Origin of the sequence: Actinoallomurus sp. NBC_01490 (assembly GCF_036227085.1) — a bacterium.
GTDB lineage: Bacteria > Actinomycetota > Actinomycetes > Streptosporangiales > Streptosporangiaceae > Actinoallomurus > Actinoallomurus oryzae.
Window position 1 is genome coordinate 3,339,917 of sequence record NZ_CP109433.1, and the last position, 20,975, is coordinate 3,360,891.

Here is a 20,975-nt window from a genome sequence, read left to right on the forward strand (position 1 = left end):
GCCGACAAGGGGGCTGACCACGGGCGGTCATCAGTCAGTAGGAAACTTGCCGATCAACGGTCGCCTCCCGTAAATGATCTCCTGCTGTGGTTTGTGTGCCATATCGCGGCTTTGAGAACTTCATGGGAGGCGCCGTGCTCGCGGCGAACCGTCTCGGCAGGATCACCCTGGCCGCCGTACTCTCGGCGGCTCTGACGGCCCTCGGGCCACCCGGGCAGGCTCACGCGGCGACGGACGCCGCCGGCTGGCTGCCGAAGACCCCGGACTTCTGGCCGGTCGTGGTCGACCAGAGCCACACCTCGCGAGTGCCGGTCACCCACGGGGTCGACGCCTACTCCGAGACCTACGACGCGGTCGGCGGGCGCCAGCACTCGCAGGTGCTCGACGTCGACCTGGGCGACCCCAACGTACGCGTCGGCGCGGTGGAGGCGGGGAACCAGATCACCTACCCCGCCGACGAGACCGTCACCTCGATGGGCGACCGTACGGGCGCCGTCGCCGGGATCAACGGCGACTACTTCGACATCAACGCCACCGGACGCCCGACCGGCGGCGTCATCGTCGGCGGGCGGCTGCTCAAGAGCCCTCAGCCCGGCTTCAACGCCCAGCTCGGCGTACGGCCGGACGGCAGCATGGTCATCGGCCCGCAGTCCTACACGGGCACCGTCGCCGACGGCGCGGCCACGCACGCCATCACCTCGGTGAACACCGTCACCGACATCGGCAAGGGCGGCGTCGGCAAGGTCACCCCGGACCTGGGCGGGCCCACCGCCGTGGCGGCGTCGACGTTCGTGCTCGGCCACGCGGACGGCGGCACCCTCACCGTCGACAGCGTCACGCCCGGGGTCACGTCGATCCCGCGGCTCACGGCCGGGCAGGAGGGGCTGGCCGGCGCCGGCGCGGGCGGCCAGTGGCTGTCCGCGAACGTGCACCCCGGCGACACGTTGCAGATCAGCGAGAAGACGCCGGACCTGAAAGAGATGATCAGCGGCGCGACCGTGCTGGTCAAGGACGGCAAGGCGTACAAGGACCCGGCCGGAACGCCGCCCGGGGGCGCCAACCCCAGCCGCAACCCCGAGACCGCCATCGGCCTGAGCAAGGACGGCCGGCACGCGACGTTCGTGGTGCTCGACGGGCGCGCCGGGGAGTCGGTCGCCTCGGGCGTCACTCCCGACGAGGCGACCGGATACCTGCTCGCCCACGGTGCCGACAGCGCGATCCTGTTCGACGGGGGAGGCTCCAGCGAACTCGTCGCCCGCAAGCCGGGCGACACGAAGCCGTCCGTGATGAACGCGCCCTCGGACGGCCACGAGCGGCCCGTCGCCAACGGCCTGTTCGTCTACTCGACCGCCAAGGCCGCGGGCCCGGCCCGCAAGGTGGTCATCAACGACGGCACGCCGGTCACGACCGTGCCGGGTGCGACGGCGGACGTCCCCGTCTACGCCACCGACGCCGCGTGGAACCCGGCGACCGGCACGCCCGAGGTACGGGTCGAGCCGTCCTCCCTGGCCACCTGGCAGAACGGCACGCTGACCGCCCGGCGCGCCGGCGACGGCATCATCATCGCCCGCGACGGCCACGTGACGACCACCGAGCCGCTGCACGTGCTGTCGAAGCTGGACTCCCTCGCGATCGGCCCGGACGAGCCCGACGCCGTCAACGGCGCCACCCAGCAGTTCACCCTGACCGGCAACGGCTCGGTCCCGATCCCGGCCGAGACGGCGCGCTGGACGGTCACCCCGGCGAACCTGGGCACGGTCGACGCGCACGGGCTGTTCACCGCGGCGGCCGGCGGGTCCGGCCTCGCCACCGTGACCGCGACGGCGGGCGGCGCCTCGGCGAGCACCACGGTCGCGGTCGGCAGCGTGTCGGCACTCATCGACGAGATGAGCGACCCCGCCGGCTGGAACCTGCGCAACACCACCGGGCAGCCCGCCGACCTGAGCCTCGCGAGCGGCGTCGTACCGCCCGGGTCCACGGCGTCCGGCTCGCTGCGACTCACCTACACGGTGCCCGGCGGCTCCGGCGTCAAGCAGCTCGTCCTCTCGTCGAAGACGACGCTCCAGGCCGAGACCGACTCCGAGGGCAGGAATCCGACCGGCATCGGCCTGTGGGTCAAGGGCGACGGCAGCGGCATCAACCTGGCCGAGTCCTACATCGGCGCCGACGGCCTCACCACCACCCTCTACCCGACGACCGTGACCTGGAAGGACTGGCGGCTCGTCGTCGCCCAGCTCCCGCCCGGCCTGAAGTTCCCGCTGAAGATCAGCTTCATCGACTTCCTCGGCATCAACGCGCCGACGACCATGAGCGGCACCCTCGACGTCAGCGGCCTGCAGGCGCTCTACTCGCCGCGCCCGGTGACCGCGCCGCCGTACACACCGATCCCGAAGAACCCCTCCTGGCTGTCGTACGAGGAGAGCGCGAAGGACTTCGGGCGGGGCGGCACCACGCTGCTGACCGGCGACGACGCCCACATGGTCGCCTCGGACCCCGGCTCGGCCGCCGGTCACGTCATGGACGCGATCGCCGAGCGCGTGCCGGGGCTGAACGTGGACCGCGCGCAGTTCCTCGGTGACATGTCCGACGACGGGCAACCCGCCGACCTGGCGTACGCCGACCAGAAGATGAAGGCTCTCGGTGTGCCGTACCGCGACGTGGTCGGCAACCACGAGATCAGCCAGGGCGTCCTGCCGGAGAACGCGAACTTCGCGCAGGTCTTCGGCGACACGCACTACGCCTACACCGCGGGCGCCGCGAACGTCATCGTCACCGACAACGCCCACGGCGGCCTGCTGTCCTCCGACGCGTACCAGCGGCCGGCCGAGGCGCAGTACCCGTGGCTCGTGAAGCAGCTCACCGCGAACCGGTCGAAGGCGCTCATGGTCATCACGCACGAGCCGGCGTACGACCCGCACCCGGAGGCCAACAGCCAGTTCGGCGACCGCTGGGAGGCCCGGATGTACCTGCGGCTCATCCAGCGGTACCAGCAGACGCACCGCGGCACCCACGTGATCATGCTGTACGGGCACGCGCGTGGCTTCGCCGAGCAGGTGCTGGACCCGCTCGGGCAGCCGTCGGCCGACGGTGTGCCGCAGCTCACCTTCGCCGACCTCGGCATGCCCGCGTACGCCTCGGCGGACAAGGGCGGCTTCTACCATTTCGGCCTGATCCACGTCACGCCGTCGGGCACGTTCCGCTTCACCGTCGAACCGGTGCTCGCCTCGATCGCGGTGACCGGGCCGTCGTCGCTCGCGGCGGGTGCGAAGGCGACGCTCACCGCGACCGGCACGGCCGTCGGCGGTGACAACCTGCCCTCGCTCACCCTGCCGATCGCCGACCCCGCGTCGCACGTGTGGAGTTCCAGCGACCGACGTGTGGTCTCGGTCGACCGGTCCACCGGCGCGCTGACCGCACACCGGCCGGGCACGGCGACGGTTTCGGTCACCAGCGGAGGCGTGACCGGAAAGCGCACCCTGACCGTGACCGGGTGAACCACGCACCCCCTCGCGGTACGGTCGTGTTGCCGTATCGCGAGGGGGTTCTCCACATGAGGGTTTTCGTATCGGTCGACATGGAGGGCGTCTCCGGGCTCACCGATCCGGACGAGATGCGCGCCGGGGGCCGCGGGTACGAACGCGGCTGCGAGCTGATGACCGCGGACGCGAACGCCGCGGTCGCCGGGGCGTACGAGGCCGGGGCGGGTGACGTCGTCGTCACCGACGCGCACGGCAGCACCAAGAACATCCGCGCCGACCTCATCGACGAGCGGTGCACGCTGATCCGCGGGCCGTACCGCCCGCTGCGGATGGGGCAGGGCATCGGCCCGTCGCACGAGGCGGCCATGTTCGTCGGCTACCACGCCCGCGCCGGCGTGCCGCACGGCGTGCTCAACCACACGTGGATGGGCTATGAGATCCAGAACCTCTACCTCAACGGCGAGGTCTGCGGCGAGATCGGGCTGATCGCCGGCCTGGCCGGCTCGATGGGCGTGCCCGTGGTGCTGGTCACCGGCGACGAGGCGGCCTGCGCCGAGGCTCGTGTGCTGCTCGGCGACGTGGAGACGGTCGAGGTGAAGAAGGGCATCGACCGCTACTCCGCCGAGGTGCTGCCGCCCGCGCGGGCCCAGTCGCTGATCCGCGCCGCGGCCGCCCGCGCGCTGCGCGACCTCGACCGGTTCCGCCCCTACGTGGTCGAGGCGCCGTACACCCTCGGCATCGACTGGGCGTCGACGTCGATGGCCGAGTCGTGCGAGATGATCCCCGGCGTCAAGCGCGCGGGCACCCGCTCGGTGGAGTTCACCAGCGACGACTACGGTCAGATCATGTCGGTGCTCGGCATCCTGGCGACCATCGGCGGCAGCGTCGGCTGCACCGGCCAGCACTACGGCTGACGCCCCCCGGCCGCGCCGGGTGCGCGGCCGGCTCCATCGCCATCCTGTGAGAGGGTTCGACACATGTGGGGACTGACACTCGAGCCCGCCCTCGACCGCACCGACCTGCTCGCCGCGCCCGTCGCCGAGGCGCTGCGCGGCTGGAAGGGCGAGGGCTCCTTCCAGGTCGCCGAGATCGATCCCGAGCTCGCCGACACGGCCGCGTTCTGCGAGCGGTACGGCGTGCCGCTCGAAGCATCCGCCAACTGCGTGATCGTCGCGGGCAAACGGGGCGGCGACGTGCGCCTCGCCGGCTGCGTGGTGCTGGCGACGACCCGCGCCGACGTCAACGGCGTGGTCCGCCGGCACCTCGACGCGCGCAAGGCGTCGTTCGCGCCCCAGGACCAGGCGGTGTCGGAGACCGCGATGGAGTACGGCGGGATCACCCCGTTCGGGCTCCCGGCGGCCTGGCCGGTGCTCGTGGACGCGGCGGTCGTCGAGCAGCCGTACGTCGTGGTCGGCAGCGGCGTGCGCCGCTCCAAGCTCGTGGTGCCCGGCGCGTCACTGGCCGAGATCGCGACCGGTGAGGTCCTGCCGGACCTCGCCCGCCCCGTGACCTCCTGACCGCCTCTCACCGGCAGGCCGTGCCGGAGCACTTCTCCAGGCGGTGCAGCATCGACCTCAGCCGGGCCAGACGCTCCGCCGGCACCCGGCTCACGGTGTTGTCCAGCTCGTCCGGGTCCTTGGCGAGGTCGTAGTACTCCCGCTCGCCGTCGGCGTACTCCACATAGACCTCATGGGCCGTGCGGACCGCCTCGTAGCTCGGCGGGTTGCCGCTCGCCCTGGTCGGCCGGTCGGGGTCGTTCACCGCGTTGTCGGGACCGTGGTGCTCGACCAGGACCGCGTCGCGTGTGTCCTTCACCGTGTCGCCCGTGAAGAACGGCGTGAGCGAGCGGCCGTCCACCGCGTCCGGCACCTTGACGCCGCCGAGAGTCTCGAAGGTCGGGCACAGGTCGGTGTTCTGGGCGAGCGCGGAGGTCTGGTGGCCGGCCGCGACGCCGGGCCCGGTCACCACGAGCGGCACGTTGACGTCGGTGTCGAAGGCGGTCATCTTGCCCTGCGTGAGCCGGTGCTCGCCCATGTGGAAGCCGTTGTCGGAGCCGAACACGAGGTAGGTGTCGCGGTCGACGCCGTTCGCCTTCAGGGCCGCCTGGAGGTCGCCGAGCATCTTGTCGACCGCCTGCACGGCCTGGGCCCGCTTGCGGAACGAGGTGTCGATCTTGTTGATCTGCTTCGCGGTGAGCTTCGGATGGTCCTTGATCCACGCAGGCTTGTCGGACATGTCGGCCTCGTTGAACGCGGGTCCGCGCGGAGCCCTGAGCCCGGGGAACCTGGCCGCGTCACGCGGCGCGGGCGTGAACGGGCCGTGTGGGGCGAAGGTCGCCAGCTCCATCATGAACGGCTGCCCGGCCCTGGCCGACCGGGCGATGAAGTCCTGGCCCTTGCGGTTCAGCACGTCGGTCAGGTAGTCGCTCGGCCGATGGCCGTACCTGACGACGCGGCCGTTCTCGTTGAGCGCGTAGTCGAACTCCGGGTAGCCGTCGCCCGCGACGTCCCACTCGCTCCAGCCCGGCGGCACCGGGTCGGCCGGCTGGTAGCCGTTGAGGTACTTGCCCATCATGGCGGTGCGGTAGCCGGCCGACCGCAGCGCGGTCGCGAACGTGTTGCGCTGGTTCCCGTGGGCGTTGAACGCCCGGTAGCCGCCGTCCGCGCCGCTGTTGGTGAAGACGCCGGTGTCGTGCGGGAACTTGCCGGTGAACGTCGTCGACCGCGAGGGACAGCACAGCGAGTCGGTCACGAAGTAGTGCGTGAAGGTCGTTCCCTCCCGCTGCATGCGCTGCAGCTGCGGCATGTAGGGGACGAGGTTGCTCGCGAGGTCGTCGGTCAGCACGAAGACGATGTTGGGCCGCTCCGCCGCGTGCGCCGTCTGTCGCGAGGTCCGCTCGGCGGCGCCCGCCCGGCAGGAGGCGAGCGCCAGGCAGGCTGCGAGGGTCAGTGCCACGAGCCGTTTCATCTCGGGCCTTCCGTCGGTGACATGACAGTCCGTCAGCGTGACCGAGGAGTCTTGGAGAACCGTGGGATCGCCCTTGTCCACGGATGGGAAGCCCGAGGGATCGGTCAGGGAGCCGTAAGGGCGCCGGAGTACGCTCGCGGGTCATGCTCCCGCCCGACTTCGGCCCCGAGGACTCCGAGCACGGCCGCGCGCCGATCCGCCGTGTCCGTACGATCGGCCGGCGCGGCCGGCCTCTCTCCCTGGTCGCCGCCGTGGCCCTCTTCACGGCCTTCTGGCTGTGCTCGGTGGGGATGGCGACCTGGGGCATCGCCCGCGCCCACGAAGGCGGCCACGCGAGCGACATCGCCTACATCGTGTTCTGGACGCTGGCGTTCGCCCTCCTGGCCTGGCGTGCGTGGCGCGGCGGGCGCGTCGCGATCGCCTTCATGTCACGGGCCGGCACGCTGATCGGTGCGCTGTTCCTGGCCGCGATGGTGCCCTTCACCGTGCTGTTCGTCGTCGAGCCCGCGGGCGGGTCGGTGCTGGACTTCGTGCCCTACATGCTGCCGATGCTGTTCTCGGGCGCCGCACTGCTGACGGCGGGCCTGCTCCTGCGCCGCGGCGAGGTCTCCCGCTGGAGCGGCTTTTGAAGAGCGGCACCGCCGGCAGCACCGACGGCGACTCAGCCGACCTTCAGCGCACTGTCGAGAAGGCCCAGCGGCGGTGAGCCGAGCTCGAACAGCGCGCGGTGGAAACGCTGCGGGGAGTACCCGTCGCCCCACTCGCGCCGGGCGCGTTCGCGCAGGCGCAGGATCTCCAGCTTGCCGTGCGTGTACCGGCCGTACGTCGGGTCGAACACGGCACGCGCCGCCTCGGCGTGGGCCGCGGACCCGGCGAGGTGGGTGTCGGCGGCGAAGCGCCGCGCCCCGTCCTCGACCGTCATGGCGCCCGTGTGCACGCCGATCGCGCAGGCGAGCCGGGTGACGCGGACCAGCGCCTCCAGCCACACGCCGATCTCGAACCGCGGGTCGTCGGCCAGGAAGCCCTCCTCGACGCACAGCTCCTCGGCGTAGTGGGCCCAGCCCTCGACGAAGGCCAGGGAGAACAGCGTCCGGCGCACGACGGTCGGCGCGTGGCGCAGCGCGCGGCCGTGCGAGAAGTGACCGGGGGCGACCTCGTGCACCGTCACGCCCGGCAGGGTCGTGGCGCTGAACACCTGGAGCCAGTCCTCGATGTCCTCCTCCGGCCAGGACGGCTCCGGCGGCGTGATGTGGTACCAGGACGGCGCGTCCGGTTCGCCCGGCGCCGCCCACGACATCATCGCCATGCCCCAGCGGCGCGACTCCGGCGCCAGGCCGACCCGGCACTCGCCGTCGTGGTGGGGCACCAGGTCGCGTTCGCGGGTGAACGTCAGCGCCTGCCGGGTCCAGTCGCGTGACGCGTCGATGACGCCGTCGATGTCCGGATGGTCCCGTACGAGCTCGCGGCACAGCTCCAGCGCCGGCCGCGCCGGGTCCAGGCGCGCACAGGCCTCGGTGAGCCGCGCCATCAGCCGGTCGCGTTCGCGGTCGGCGTCGGCGGCCAGGGCCGCGAGGTCGAGGTCGAGCGCCTCCGAGGCGCCCATCAGCCGGGCCAGCGCGGGGCCGCCGAGCGCGGCGTCCGGGTCGCCGTGCTCGGCCAGGTGCTCCAGGTGCGCGACGAGCCGCGCGTGCGCCGTACGGGCCTTGTCGCCGGCCTCGCCGGAGTCGGCCGGGATCCCGGCGGCGAGGCCGCGCACCGGGCCCAGCAGCGCCCGGGCGACCGGCGCCGGCACGCGGTCGAGCGTGCGGACGGCGACGTCGGCCGCCTCCGGCCAGCCCGCCAGGTGTCGCGACCGGGCCGCCTCGCGCTCGGCGGCCGGGGCGTACTCCCGGTCGTAACAGGCCAGGTCGAGGGCGTCGAGATGGTCGAGCGGGTTACGGCGGTGCATCTCCAGCTCGCCGTAGGAGATCCGCAGGAACTCCTCGAACGCTCGCAGGTGCGCCTCGTCGTGCGGATCGTCGAGGGGCTCGCCGGCGCCCACCCGGCTCAGGGCGTCCGCGACGCCGGCGACCGAGTAGTCGGGCAGCCGGCCGTCGTATTCGTGCCGGCCGGCCGCTTCGCGTACCCCGGGCATGAGAAGGTCGCAGACCGCGCGCAGCCGCGGAGGCAGATCGTCCATGTCCCGACATTACTCGGAACCCGCGGGCGTGATCTCACGTCGAACCGGTCATGAACGTCATAGGGGTTCGGCATCTGGGCTCCTACGACCTGCTGGAGCCGGTCGGGGAGGGCGCCACGTCCGTCGTGCACCGCGCGATGGACCCTTATCGACGCGTGGTCGCGGTCAAGGAACCACGGGGGGACCTGGCCGGTGACCCGGCGATCCGCCGCCGGCTGGCCCGGGAGGCGCAGACGATGGCGCGGGTGCGCAGCCCGTACGTCGCGGAGGTGTTCGACGCCTGCCTGGAGGGGGAGAGGCCGTTCATCGTGACCGAGTTCGTCGCGGGTGTGCCGCTGCGCGACCTGGTGGCCAGGTTCGGCCCGATGCGGGGTGAGATGCTGACCGGCTTCGCCGGGCGGCTCGCGACGGGCCTCGCGGCGATCCACGGCGCCGGGGTGCTGCACCGCGACCTCAAGCCGGGCAACGTCATGGTGGCGGCGGGCGCGCCGAAGATCATCGACTTCGGCATCGCGCAGGACGCGAGCGCGGTGCGGCAGACGCAGGCGGGGGTGCTGACCGGCACGCCCGGCTACGTCGGGCCGGAACTCATCGACGGCGGGCGGTCCAGCGAGGCCTCCGACGTCTTCTCGTGGGCGGCCACGGTCGCCTTCGCGGCGACGGGCCGGCCGCCCTTCGGCGCCGGGTCGCTGCACGGCGTGTGCTTCCGCGTGCTGCGCGGCGCGGCCGACCTCGACGGGGTGTCCGAGCCGGTCGTGTCGCTGCTGCGGCTCGCCCTGCGGCGTGACCCGGCCGCGCGGCCTTCGGCTGCGTGGCTGGCCGGCCGCCTTACGGTAGGGGAACCGGGCCTCGTGTTCGCCGCGATGTCCTGATTGGCGCCCGCTTGACCGCACTTGCACGGGTATCGTGGCGGAACTATGGAGGGGGTAGACACGTCCGGGCAGATGATCGGCCGGTACCGCTTGCTCGACAAGATCGGGGAAGGCGGGATGGGCGTCGTGCACCTGGCGACCGACCCCCAGGGGCGGCGGGTCGCCGTCAAGGTGCTGCGTCCGGGGGTCGCCTCCGACCAGACGGCGCTGCGCCGGCTGGCCCGCGAGGTCGACTCGATGCGCCGCGTGCGCAGCCCGCACGTCGCCGAGATCGTCGACGCCGACGTGACGGCCGAGCCGCCTTACGTCGTCACCCAGTACGTCCCCGGGCAGACGCTGGAGCAGGCCGTACGCGACCGCGGCCCGCTGGGGATGCGCGAGCTGCGGCGGCTGGCCACCGGCCTGGCCGAGGCGCTCGCCGCGATCCACGGCGCCGGGATCATCCACCGCGACCTCAAGCCCGGCAACGTCATGTTCGCCGAGAACGGCGAGCCGGTCGTCATCGACTTCGGCATCGCGCAGGGCGTCGACGCGACGCGGCTCACCGCGACCGGCCTGGTCATCGGCACCCCCGGCTACCTCGCGCCCGAGATCATCGAGGGCGAGGACGCCGCGGCGCCGGCCGACATCCACTCCTGGGCCAGCACCATCGCGTTCGCCGCCACCGGCCGCGCGCCCTTCGGCGCCGGCACCTTCGAGTCGATCTTCTACAAGATCATGGAGGGCCGGCCCGACCTCGACGGCGTGCCCGCCGCGCTCCTGCCGCTCATCCGCGCCGCGATGTCCCGCAACCCGGCCGAGCGCCCCACCGCGCAGGCGCTCGTCGGCCTGACATCCCGGCTCGACGTCGAGCGCACGGCGTTCGACGCGCCGGTGCCGCCGCACACCAAGCCGCTGACGGCCGTGGCCGCGCCGCCGCTCGCCAACCCACGCGACTTCCGGGGGCAGCTGCCCCCGGCACCGCCGCCGCAGCCACAGCCGTCGATGTACGGGCGGCAGCCGTACCCCCCGCCCGCGCCGACGCGTGAGCGCCCGCCGGAGCGGCCGCCGCGACCCGACGGGCCCAAGCCGTACGGCCTCTACCGGCTGCTGAGCTTCATGCTCCTCGCCGGCGCGGTCGGCCTCGCGATGATGGTCCCGTCGATCGCGCTGATCGTCGTACTGATCGCCATGCTCCTGCTGCGCACCGCGGACCACGCGTCGCAGACCCTCGCCTCCAAACGCACCCGCCGGGGGCCGCGGCCCGCCGACGTCGCCGGGGTGATCGTCAGATCGCCGTTCTCGGTGGTCCGCTCCGGGCTGGTCATGGCGCTGATCAGCCCGCTCGCCATCCTGGCCGGCGTCGTCGTGCTGTTCATCGCGATGCTGGCCAAGTCGGAGATGACGATCGCGCGCGCCCTGTCGCTCAGCGTCGCCGCCTTCATCCTCGTCACGTGCCTCGGTCCGGGCAGCGAGCCCGCACGCCGCCAGCTCGTGCGGATCTGGGGAGCCGTCGCGCCTCAGCGCGAACGCGCCTGGATCGTCGTGGGCGTCGTCGGCCTGCTCGTCTTCTTCCTCGTGTCCTTCTCGCTGAGCCAGACGCCCGAGCTGCGGCCCTTCAACTTCCCGCAGTTCAACCAGGACCTGAAGGACCTGCGGCACTATCTGCGCGACCTGCGCGGCGGCTGAGCCTCCGCGTAGCGGCGCGGTGCCTCTGCGAAGTCCCTGCCCGCCCGGGCGGGCAGCCCGTTCGCGCCTCACCCCCGAAGGGCCGCCGCGCCGGTAGTGTTGCCTCGCGATGACGTCGGACGAGACACACCCGGTCCCCGCACACCGGCTCGCGGCCGAAGACGCCGCCGACGCCGTGATCGAGGGATGGTCACGCCTCTTCACCTACCTCGTGGTCGCCATCGAGGTCGCCTTCACGGTCGTGCTGCCCTTCTTCGGGCTCCTGCTCGCCCTGGCCGGCGCCTCGTACCTGCGAGCGGCCGACGGGCACTCGCGCCGTCACGGAGGCGGCCTGCTGCGCGCGCTGGCGGGGCCGCTGACGGCACCGCTCGACCTGGTCCGTGGCGTGGCGGGCACGCTCGTCACCGTGCCGTACGCCGGGGCGTTCGCCGTCCTGGTGCCGCTGGCGGTGATGCTGGGCGCGGCGGTCGACGTGGAGGTCTCCCCGCTCGTCGGGGCGGCCTGGGGTGCGGGAGCGGCGGCGTACGTCCTGCTGGCGGCGCCCGGCATCCGTACGCCGCGCCGCCACCTCATGCGCGTGTTCACGGCGTTCGCCGACGACCCGCGGCGCATCGCGGTCGCCGGGGTGCTGCTGTGCGCGCTGGCCCTCGGCGCGGTCGCGGGCGCGATCGTGCTGCAGCCGAGCTTCGGCCCCGTGTACGAGCTGGAGAACTCCATCGTGCAGGAGCTGTCCCACTTCCAGCACTCGGTGCACCGCTACGCCCTGTGAGAGTGGCCGCGGGCCGGGGTTTTGCGCCTACGCTACTCATGGGTAACATCAGGGCGGTACCCCTGCTGTGCCCCCGAAGCCGAATGTCCTTCGGGAGTTTGGCAGGCTTATGGTGCGAAAGCATGACCACCCCGTGCCGGCCCGACCGGGCGGCGCCCGCTCGACGCGGGCGAGGCGGGAGGGAGAGAGGCGCGTCATGGAGTGTGCAGGGAGGGCGTACACGGAATGAACATCGTCGTCTGCGTTAAGCAGGTGCCCGACACGGCGACCGAACGGAAGTTGAAGGCCGACGACAGCACGCTCGATCGTGAGGCCGCCGACGGTGTCATCAACGAGCTCGACGAGTACGCCGTTGAAGAGGCTCTGTCGATCAAGGAGTCCCAGGGCGGTGAGGTGACCGTCCTGACCATGGGTCCGGACAAGGCCGCCGACTCGATCCGCAAGGCCCTCGCGATGGGCGCCGACAAGGCGGTCCACCTGTCGGACGACGCGCTCGTGGGCTCGGACGGCCTGTCGACGTCGTACGCCCTCGCCCAGGTGCTGAAGAAGATCGGGTTCGACCTGGTCATCCTGGGCTCGGAGTCGACCGACGCGCGCACGGGGGTGCTCGCCGCGATGCTGTCCGAGCGCCTCGGCGTCCCCCAGGTGACGCTCGCCAACAAGGTCGAGGTCGACGGCACCTCACTCAAGGCCCAGCGGCTGACCGACTACGGCTTCGACCGGGTCGAGGCCACGCTGCCCGCGGTCGTGAGCGTCGTCGAGAAGATCAACGAGCCGCGTTACCCCTCGTTCAAGGGGATCATGGCGGCCAAGAAGAAGCCCGTCGAGAAGCTCGCCGTCGCCGACGCCGAGATCGACGCCGCCCTGGTCGGGCTCGCCGGAGCCTCCACCGAGGTCGTCGACTTCGCCGACGCGCCACCGCGTGAGAAGGGTCAGATCATCAAGGACGAGGGCGACGGTGGCGTGAAGGCCGCCGACTTCCTCGCGTCGAAGAAGTTCGTCTGAGGGGCGGGGAGATGGCGGAGATTCTCGTCCTCGTCGACCATGTCGACGGGGAGGTCAAGAAGGTCACGTTCGAGCTGCTGACGCTCGCCCGTGCGTACGGCGACGCCGCCGCGGTCTGGGTCGGGCCCGGCTATGAGGGCGCCAAGGACAAGCTGGCCGAGTACGGCGTGAGCAAGGTCTACGTCGCCGCCGACGAGGAGCTGACCTCCTACGTCGTGGCGCCCAAGGTCGAGCTCCTGGCCCAGCTGGTGGCCGACAGGTCGCCCGCCGCGGTGTTCGTCGCCGCGACCGGCGAGGGCAAGGAGATCGCGGGCCGGCTCGCGGTCCGCACCGAGTCGGGCGTCCTCACCGACGTCGTCGGTCTCGCCGACGGCTTCGTGGGCGAGCACTCGATCTTCGGCGGCGCGATCGTGACGCACGCGAAGGTGACCAAGGGCACGCCGATCATCGCCGTACGCCCCAACTCCACGGCGCCCGAGGCGTCCCCCTCCACTCCGGAGGAGGAGCAGGTGTCGGTGACGCTGTCCGACGCCGCCAAGGGCGCTCGGGTGGTCGAGAAGGTCGTCCAGGAGAAGGGCGAGCGGCCGGAGCTGACCGAGGCCGCGATCGTGGTCTCCGGCGGCCGTGGCGTCGGCGGCGCGGACAACTTCAAGCTCATCGAGGAGCTGGCCGACTCGCTCGGCGCGGCGGTGGGCGCCTCGCGCGCCGCCACCGACGCCGGCTGGTACCCCCACACCTTCCAGGTCGGCCAGACCGGCAAGACGGTGTCGCCGCAGCTCTACATCGCGGTCGGCATCTCCGGCGCCATCCAGCACCGGGCCGGCATGCAGACCTCCAAGACGATCGTCGCCATCAACAAGGACTCCGAGGCGCCGATCTTCGAGCTGGTCGACTTCGGCGTGGTGGGCGACCTGTTCCAGGTCGCGCCGCAGCTCACCGAAGAGATCAACAAGCGCAAGTAGCCGTGGTGCGGAACGCCCCGGCGGACTCCTCCAGGAGCCGCCGGGGCGTTCCGCCGTTCGCCGGGCCGTACGGGTGAGGCGGGTCAGGCCGCGAGGGTCACGGTGTCCCGCTCGACCTCGCGTTCGCCGCGGAACGCCACCAGGCGCCGCATCGGCACGTACCGCGCGCCCGCCGCGATCAGCAGGCCCAGGACGGCCGCCACGCCGAGCCCGACGCGCAGCGACGACACGTCGGACAGGAAGCCGATCACGACCGGGCCGAGGACCAGGCCGCCATACCCCATCGCCCCGACCTGCGCGACCGCTCCGGCCGACCGGCCGGGCGCGACGGTGCCGGCCACCGAGATCGTCGTCGGGGTGACCGTGCAGATCGCCAGCCCGGCGAGGAAGAACCCGAGCAGCGCGACCTTCGGCACCGGCGCCAGGACGACGACCATGACCGTCGCGGCCGTGCCCAGCCCGGCGTAGGTCAGCAGCCGGCGGGTGCCGAGACGCCCCCGCAGCCGGTCGCCGACGAGCCGCCCGGTCAGCATGGCGGCCTCGAACAGCGGGTACCCCAGGGCGCCGACCGCCTCGCCGGCCCCGAGCTCGCGGCTCAGGTACAGCCCGCTCCAGTCGGCGATCGAGCCCTCCATCATGAACGCGGCGAACGCCAGCGCGCCGACCAGGTAGACCACGAGCGGCATCCGTACGCGCCGGGACCGTCGTGCGGTCGCCGTGGGGGAGTCCTCGTTCTCCTCCTCGGACGTGTGCTCCGGGATGTACGTGCGGCCGATCGCCAGCGCCGCCGGCAGGGCGAGGAGCCCGCCGCCGCACAGCGTCTGGCCGAACGACATCCCGGCCGAGGCGCTGAAGGCGCCGAGCAGGCCGCCGGAGATGGCGCCCGCGCACCATCCGGCGTGCATGGCGTTCATGACGGGCCGGCCGTAGGAACGTTCCACGGCGCTGCCCTGGGCGTTCATGCCGACGTCGGTCAGCCCGAAGGTCATGCCGAACATCGCGACGCCGGCCAGCAGCAGCGGCCAGGACGGGGCGAGCGCGACGAACACCATGCTCAGGGCGGTCAGCGGCGCCGCGACACGCAGGACGGCGGCGCTGCCGGCGCGGGCCATGACGCCTCGCAGGCCCTGCATCGCGATGATCGCGCCGATACCCCAGACGAGGATCGCGACACCGACGGAGCCGTCGCTCAGCCCGAACCTGTCGGCGAGCGCCGGTGTGCGTGACACCCAGACTCCGCAGAGCATGCCGGCCAGGGCGAACGTGAGAACGGTGCCCAGGCGGGCCCGGCTGAGGACGCGAGACGTCATGATTTCACCTCTTTCGTTGTGCGCACGAAACGACCGGCACCCGTCGGGTGCCGGCTCGTCACTTCGTCATTCGGCCGTTAGAGCAGGTCCAGCAGCCGGGTGCGCAGCTCTTCGAGCTGCGCCTCGTCGTAGAGGCCGGGGTCGTGCATGGCGACCTCCCAGAGCCCCTCGGCGGCGAGCCGCGCCATTCGCGCGGCGACGGGATCGGGATCGTCGGCCGGATCGCGATCGTGCCAGCGATGCATCGCCTCGCGGATCTCGGCGAGCAGCCCCGGGTCGGCGGCCGCCGCGCTCACGGTCGCCCATCGTCGCAGCAGCCGTGACTGGTCGCGGTCCATGACCACGGCCAGGTTGGCCTCGACGAAGGCCCGCGTGTACGCGCCGGGGCCGCCGGTGTCGTAGGACGCGATGAGCGCGTCGAACTCCTCGATCAGCCGTTCGACGAGACCTCTGATCAGCGCTTCCTTGGTGTGGAAGTGGTACAGCAGCCCGCCCTTGCTGACCCCGGCGCGGTCGGCCACCGCGGCGAGGGTGAGCGCCTGCGTGCCCTGCTCGCAGAGCAGGACCTCGGCGGCGTCGAGGAGGGCGTCTCGTTTCATGGCGTTCCTTACTATACCGTCCGGACGGTACAAACGGCCAAACCGGAAGAACGGCTGTTTTCTTCCCGGAAGGGGAAGATCCGGGTGACCTTGTACGGCCAGACCGCGCCGTCGCCCCATCGGAGGCACGCCGATAGGCTGATCTCGCCATGGTGTACCTGGATCACGCGGCGACCACGCCGATGCTGCCCGAGGCGATCGAGGCGATGACCGCGGAGTTCGCGCGGGTCGGGAACCCATCGTCACTGCACGCTTCGGGCCGCCGGGCCCGCCGTATCGTCGAGGAGTCGCGCGAGATCATCGCCGAGGCGATGGGCGCGCGCCCCAGTGAGGTCGTCTTCACCAGCGGCGGCACCGAGGCCGACAACCTGGCCCTCAAAGGCATCTTCTGGGCACGCCGCAGCGCCGACGCGGCCCGCAACCGGGTGCTCATCAGTGCGATCGAGCACCACGCCGTCCTCGACTCCGCCGGCTGGCTGGCCGACCGCGAGGGCGCGACCGTCGAGACCCTCCCGGTCGACGAGCACGGCCGGGTGCTGCCCGAGACGCTGCGCGCCACCATCGAGCGCGACCCGGGCTCGGTCGCCGTCGTCAGCGTGATGTGGGTCAACAACGAGGTCGGCACCGTCCAGCCGATCGACGAGTTGGCCGCGATCGCCCGCGAGCACGGCATCCCGTTCCACACCGACGCGGTCCAGGCCACCGCGCAGCTGCCGGTCCGGTTCACCACGGACGCCATGACGATCACCGGGCACAAGATCGGCGGTCCGGTCGGTGTCGGCGCGCTGCTGCTGGCCAAGGGCCTGGACCCGGTTCCCGTCCTGCACGGCGGCGGTCAGGAGCGCGACGTGCGCTCCGGCACGCTCGACGCCCCGGCGATCGCCGGCTTCGCCGCCGCCGTCAGCGCCGCGGTGTCCCGCCGCGACGCCGAGGCGGTCCGCCTGGCCGCCCTGCGCGACGAACTGATCTCCCGCGTCCGCGCGGAGGTGCCGGACGCGATCCTCAACGGCGACCCGGTCGACCGCCTGCCCGGCAACGCGCACTTCTCCTTCCCGGGCTGCGAGGGCGACGCGCTACTGATGTTGCTGGACGCCCGCGGCATCGAGTGCTCCACGGGCTCGGCCTGCTCGGCCGGCGTCGCCGAACCCAGCCACGTGCTCCTGGCCATGGGCGCCGACCTGGCCCGCGCACGCGGGTCGCTGAGGTTCTCCTTCGGCCACACCTCGACCGAGGCCGACGTGGAGGCCACCGCCAAGGAGATCGCCCCGGTCGTCGAACGCGCCCGCCGCGCCGGCGCCGTCTGACCGCCCGCCGACGCCCGGTTCGGCACCGCCCTGCGCGCCGGCCGCCCGGTGGACACGCCCTGACCTCAGTCGATGATGAACCAGTTGCCGTGCCGGTAGGACAGCGTCATATCGCTCAGGTCGTGTGCGGTGAACCTCACGTCGGCGATCACGGCGCGCGCCGGGATGTCCACGTTCCCGTTGGCCCGTCTCGTCACCTTCGACTTGTCGACGGTGGCGGTCCGCAGCGCCTTCAATTGCGTGGCGGAGAACATGCTCCGCGTGATGGCGAAGGTGGTCCGGCATTTCCCGAATCCCTCGTCCTCGGCCTTCTTGGCCGCCGGCCCGGCAATGACGCACAGGGTCTTCAAGTCGCCTCGGCTCAGCGCGCGCATAGCGGTCAGGTAACGCGCGATCGCGGCGTCGGTGGTTCTGGGCACCACGGTCGAGGAAGGTGACGGAGACGGCGTGCTGGGCGCCGACGGCGTGGAACTCGCCGCCGGCCTGCTGGCCTCCGGGCTGGACTTGGCGTCGTCGGTCTTCGCGTCCTCCGCGCACCCGGACGTGGCGAAGACGGCGGTCAGTGCCAGCACGCTGGCGCCGAGACGTACGGCGTGGTTATTCACGACGATCCTTAGCAGCCGGTATTCGGGCGGACTAAAGATAGCCGGAGATTAAAAGCCCGGTATGTGCCTTCGCTCGATATGACCCGTGATCTCGCCCGAGGAGAAATAGAGGCGTCGTTCTGGTCGAAGACGCGTGAGGCCGGCGGTCAGGGGCGGTACGGGGCGAGGGCGGACCAGGCCGGGTCGGACTGTGACGTGACCTTGGCGCGGCCCTCGGACCAGGCCGCGGCGAGCTGGTCCAGCTCCGCGACCGCGCCGGAGTCCGGGTCGGCGTACAGGTGCAGCACCCGGCGGCCGTCGCCGGTCTCGTGGGCCGCCAGGACCGCCCGCGGGCCCATCGCCTCCACCGCCTCCTCGAAGCGCCGCAGGGCCGTCGCCGACGGCTCGACCGGCAGCCGGTCGGGGTTGGTGTTGGCGTACGGCAGGGTCACCGCGACGTACAGGTCGCACAGCGGATAGTCCTGCCGGTGCAGCGGGAAGCGCACGGCGACGCGCGCCGCGTGTCCCAGCGGCGTGCGGCCTTCGCCGACCAGCCACGCCGGCTCTCTGAACGGCGCGGCGATCTGCTCCACCACCGGCGGCAGCATGCTCGCCGGCAGCGCGTCCATCGGCTCCTCCTCGGCCGTCGTCACCTCGCCGATCCAGCGCGCGACGTCGTCCTCGCCCAGCGCCCAGTCGAGCACCCGGTGGGTGAGCGCGAGCCGGGTCTCCTCCGGCACGAACAGGAAGTCGGGATGGTAGGCGGCCACGTCGACGCGTGCCCGGGAGGAGTCGGCGCGCAGGCCCATGCGTACGTAGTCCAGGTCGAACTCGTGGTCTTCGAGCTGGAGCTTGCCGGTGAGCATCGCCGGGTCGGCGGGCCGTGCGGCGCGATATTTCCAGTTGTCGTCGTCCGGTGCGCCGAGCCGCCAGCGTTCGGCGAGGCCGCGCAGCTCGTCCACGCCGCCACCGCTCACGGTCAGGCTCGGGCCGGGGCCGATCTCCCATTCGAGGTCGGCGTGCATCGCCTCGACGTGCGCGGACATCTCCTCGGCGATGTCCGCCGGCACTCCTTCGTCCAGGCGCCGGCGAGCCTGCGGCCACCATTCCCAGAAGCGCGCGATGGCCTCGACGTACGGCGCGGGCGCGTCGGATGAGCGACGGAAGATTCCCATAGTGCCGCCAATCGTATTCGCGTGAGCCCGCCCCCGCGCGCGGGCGGGCGCGTTTCCCCTCGGCGGCCCCGGGTGCGTACCCTCGATGACGTCATGACTCTTCGCGTACTCGCCGCCATGTCGGGCGGGGTCGACTCCGCCGTGGCCGCCGCACGTGCCGCCGAGGCCGGCCACGAGGTGACCGGCGTCCACCTCGCCCTGTCGGCCAACCCCAAGTCCTACCGTACGGGCGCACGCGGCTGCTGCACCCTCGAGGACGCCCGCGACGCGCGGCGTGCCGCCGACGTGATCGGCATCCCGTTCTACGTCTGGGACATGGCCGAACGCTTCGACCGCGACGTCGTACAGGACTTCGTCAGCGAGTACGCCGCGGGCCGCACGCCCAACCCCTGCCTGCGCTGCAACGAGAAGATCAAGTTCTCCGCGCTGCTGGACCGCGCGCTCGCGCTCGGGTTCGACGCGGTCTGCACCGGGCACCACGCTCGGCTGGAGGACGGCGTGCTGCGGCGCAGCGTCGACCTGGCCAAGGACCAGTCCTACGTCCTGGCGGTCTGCACGAGGGAGCAGCTCGCGCACGCGATGTTCCCGCTGGGCGACACGACCAAGGACGAGGTGCGCCGCGAGGCCGACCGGCGCGGCCTGGCCGTCGCCGACAAGCCCGACAGCCACGACATCTGCTTCATCGCCGACGGCGACACCCGGGGTTTCCTGGCCGAGCGCCTCGGCGCGGAGAAGGGCCCGATCGTCGACACGTCCGGCGAGGTCCTGGGCGAGCACGAGGGCGCGTACGCGTACACGATCGGCCAGCGGCACGGCCTGCGGCTCGGCCGGCCCGCGCCGGACGGGCGGCCACGCTACGTCCTGGACATCTCGCCGGTCACCAACACCGTGACGGTCGGCCCGCGTGAGGCGCTCGACGTCCATGAGATCGTCGCCGAGCGTCCGGTGTGGCTCGCGCCGCCGCCGGAGGAGCCGCTCGCCTGCCGGGTCCAGCTGCGGGCGCACGGCGAGGTGCACGACTGCACCGCCCGGCTCGACGGCGACGCGCTCCGCGTGACCCTCGACCGGCCGGCGCGCGGAGTCGCCGCGGGCCAGGCCGCGGTCCTGTACGCCGAGGACCGGGTGCTGGGCTCGGCCACGATCGCCGTCGCCGAGCACTCTCTGGCGTGATCTGCCCGCCGTGGTGGGTAAGGGCCAGTCGTCCACCACGTTGGGAGCACCATGAGATTCGGCGTGTCGACGTTCGTGACCGATGAGGGCATCGCGCCGTCCGCGCTCGGTCCCGCCCTGGAGGAGCGCGGTTTCGCCTCGCTCTACCTGGCCGAGCACACCCACGTCCCGGTCGCCCGTACGACCGCGTACCCCGGCGGCGGAGACCTGCCGCGCCAGTACTACCGGACGCTGGACCCGTTCGTCGCCCTGACCGCGGCCGGGGTCGTCACCGAGCGCCTGGAGCTGGGTACGGGCATCGCCCTGGTCAACCAGCGCGACCCGATCCTGCTCGCCAAGGAGACCGCCTCCCTCGACCTGGTCACCGGCGGACGCGCCGTCCTGGGCGTCGGTGCGGGCTGGAACCGCGAGGAGATGCTCCACCACGGCGTCGACCCGAAGACCCGGATGGCGCGCATGCGGGAGTACGTCCTCGCGGTGAAGGAGATCTGGGACAACGACGAGGCCGAGTTCCACGGCGAGTTCGTGGACTTCGACCCGATCTTCTCCTGGCCCAAGCCCGTACGCCGGCCGCCCGTCCTCGTCGGCGGCTGGGGCCCGAAGACGCTCGACCGGGTGGTGGAGTACGGGGACGGCTGGATGCCCGTGGTCGGCCGCGATCGCGACGGCGCCCTCGCCAAGGCCATCGCCGACCTGCGCGCCCGCGCCGGACGGCACGTGCCGGTCGTCGCCTACGCCGCCCGCGCCGAACCGGACGCGGTGGAGCAGCTCACCCTGGCGGGCGTGGACGAGATCCTCTTCTTCCTGCCGACCGAGCCGGCCGACGAGACGCTCCGCCGCCTCGACCGGATGGCCGAGCTCACCTGAGAGACCGCACCCACGCCGTGCCGCAGGCCGCTCGCGACGGGTGGTCTCCGCGGCCGCACTAGGCT

General features: G+C 72.3%; 18 protein-coding genes. 12 read left to right on the plus strand and 6 right to left on the minus strand.

Annotation, left to right across the window (positions count from 1 at the left end; translation table 11 throughout):
- Positions 1-134 precede the first annotated feature (134 nt).
- From OG417_RS16055 to OG417_RS16065, 3 genes are all read left to right on the plus strand, one after another.
- Positions 135-3,494 carry a phosphodiester glycosidase family protein gene (locus OG417_RS16055; protein WP_329256185.1) on the plus strand — a complete coding sequence of 1,120 codons (3,360 nt, stop codon included), beginning with the start codon at positions 135-137 and terminating at the stop codon, positions 3,492-3,494.
- Between the two features lie 56 nt (positions 3,495-3,550).
- Positions 3,551-4,393: a M55 family metallopeptidase gene (locus OG417_RS16060; RefSeq protein ID WP_329256187.1), complete on the plus strand. Its 843-nt coding sequence runs from the start codon at positions 3,551-3,553 to the stop codon at positions 4,391-4,393.
- Between the two features lie 63 nt (positions 4,394-4,456).
- Positions 4,457-4,996 (plus strand): YbaK/EbsC family protein, encoded by a 540-nt coding sequence (locus OG417_RS16065; protein ID WP_329256188.1) that lies wholly within the window; start codon positions 4,457-4,459, stop codon positions 4,994-4,996.
- Between the two features lie 7 nt (positions 4,997-5,003).
- On the opposite strand, the gene OG417_RS16070 is transcribed toward OG417_RS16065, so the two are convergent.
- Positions 5,004-6,446 (minus strand): sulfatase family protein, encoded by a 1,443-nt coding sequence (locus OG417_RS16070; RefSeq protein WP_329256191.1) that lies wholly within the window; start codon positions 6,444-6,446, stop codon positions 5,004-5,006.
- 143 nt (positions 6,447-6,589) lie between these two features.
- Between OG417_RS16070 and OG417_RS16075 the strand changes: the two genes are divergently transcribed.
- Positions 6,590-7,075, plus strand: coding sequence for a hypothetical protein (locus OG417_RS16075; RefSeq protein ID WP_329256192.1), 486 nt, complete (start codon positions 6,590-6,592; stop codon positions 7,073-7,075).
- 32 nt (positions 7,076-7,107) lie between these two features.
- Here OG417_RS16075 and OG417_RS16080 read toward each other — a convergent pair whose 3' ends face one another.
- Positions 7,108-8,625 (minus strand): DUF885 family protein, encoded by a 1,518-nt coding sequence (locus OG417_RS16080; protein WP_329256194.1) that lies wholly within the window; start codon positions 8,623-8,625, stop codon positions 7,108-7,110.
- A 50-nt stretch (positions 8,626-8,675) separates the two neighbouring features.
- On the opposite strand from OG417_RS16080, the gene OG417_RS16085 reads away from it, so the two are divergent.
- From OG417_RS16085 to OG417_RS16105, 5 genes are all read left to right on the plus strand, one after another.
- Positions 8,676-9,497: a serine/threonine-protein kinase gene (locus OG417_RS16085; protein WP_329256196.1), complete on the plus strand. Its 822-nt coding sequence runs from the start codon at positions 8,676-8,678 to the stop codon at positions 9,495-9,497.
- A gap of 45 nt (positions 9,498-9,542) precedes the next feature.
- A complete protein-coding gene (locus OG417_RS16090; protein ID WP_329256197.1) occupies positions 9,543-11,165 on the plus strand; it encodes a serine/threonine-protein kinase in 1,623 nt (540 codons plus the stop codon).
- Positions 11,166-11,274: 109 nt separating this feature from the next.
- A complete protein-coding gene (locus OG417_RS16095) occupies positions 11,275-11,934 on the plus strand; it encodes a hypothetical protein (RefSeq protein ID WP_329256199.1) in 660 nt (219 codons plus the stop codon).
- 225 nt (positions 11,935-12,159) lie between these two features.
- Positions 12,160-12,939 carry an electron transfer flavoprotein subunit beta/FixA family protein gene (locus OG417_RS16100; protein WP_329256201.1) on the plus strand — a complete coding sequence of 260 codons (780 nt, stop codon included), beginning with the start codon at positions 12,160-12,162 and terminating at the stop codon, positions 12,937-12,939.
- Between the two features lie 11 nt (positions 12,940-12,950).
- On the plus strand, positions 12,951-13,901 hold the full coding sequence (locus OG417_RS16105) for an electron transfer flavoprotein subunit alpha/FixB family protein (RefSeq protein ID WP_329256203.1): 951 nt from the start codon (positions 12,951-12,953) through the stop codon (positions 13,899-13,901).
- Between the two features lie 83 nt (positions 13,902-13,984).
- On the opposite strand, the gene OG417_RS16110 is transcribed toward OG417_RS16105, so the two are convergent.
- The gene (locus tag OG417_RS16110) at positions 13,985-15,211 is read right to left on the minus strand and encodes an MFS transporter (protein WP_329256205.1); all 1,227 of its coding nucleotides are present in this window, start codon (positions 15,209-15,211) and stop codon (positions 13,985-13,987) included.
- Positions 15,212-15,288: 77 nt separating this feature from the next.
- Entirely contained in the window at positions 15,289-15,810 is a 522-nt protein-coding gene (locus OG417_RS16115; RefSeq protein ID WP_329256207.1) for a TetR/AcrR family transcriptional regulator, read from the minus strand.
- A gap of 149 nt (positions 15,811-15,959) precedes the next feature.
- Between OG417_RS16115 and OG417_RS16120 the strand changes: the two genes are divergently transcribed.
- On the plus strand, positions 15,960-17,114 hold the full coding sequence (locus OG417_RS16120; RefSeq protein ID WP_329256209.1) for a cysteine desulfurase family protein: 1,155 nt from the start codon (positions 15,960-15,962) through the stop codon (positions 17,112-17,114).
- A gap of 65 nt (positions 17,115-17,179) precedes the next feature.
- Here OG417_RS16120 and OG417_RS16125 read toward each other — a convergent pair whose 3' ends face one another.
- The gene (locus OG417_RS16125; protein WP_329256210.1) at positions 17,180-17,719 is read right to left on the minus strand and encodes a hypothetical protein; all 540 of its coding nucleotides are present in this window, start codon (positions 17,717-17,719) and stop codon (positions 17,180-17,182) included.
- Positions 17,720-17,865: 146 nt separating this feature from the next.
- Positions 17,866-18,873: a DUF695 domain-containing protein gene (locus OG417_RS16130; RefSeq protein ID WP_329256212.1), complete on the minus strand. Its 1,008-nt coding sequence runs from the start codon at positions 18,871-18,873 to the stop codon at positions 17,866-17,868.
- Positions 18,874-18,966: 93 nt separating this feature from the next.
- Between OG417_RS16130 and mnmA the strand changes: the two genes are divergently transcribed.
- A complete protein-coding gene (mnmA, locus tag OG417_RS16135; RefSeq protein WP_329256214.1) occupies positions 18,967-20,043 on the plus strand; it encodes a tRNA 2-thiouridine(34) synthase MnmA in 1,077 nt (358 codons plus the stop codon).
- A 51-nt stretch (positions 20,044-20,094) separates the two neighbouring features.
- A complete protein-coding gene (locus tag OG417_RS16140) occupies positions 20,095-20,910 on the plus strand; it encodes an LLM class F420-dependent oxidoreductase (protein ID WP_329256217.1) in 816 nt (271 codons plus the stop codon).
- The last annotated feature ends 65 nt before the right edge of the window (positions 20,911-20,975 follow it).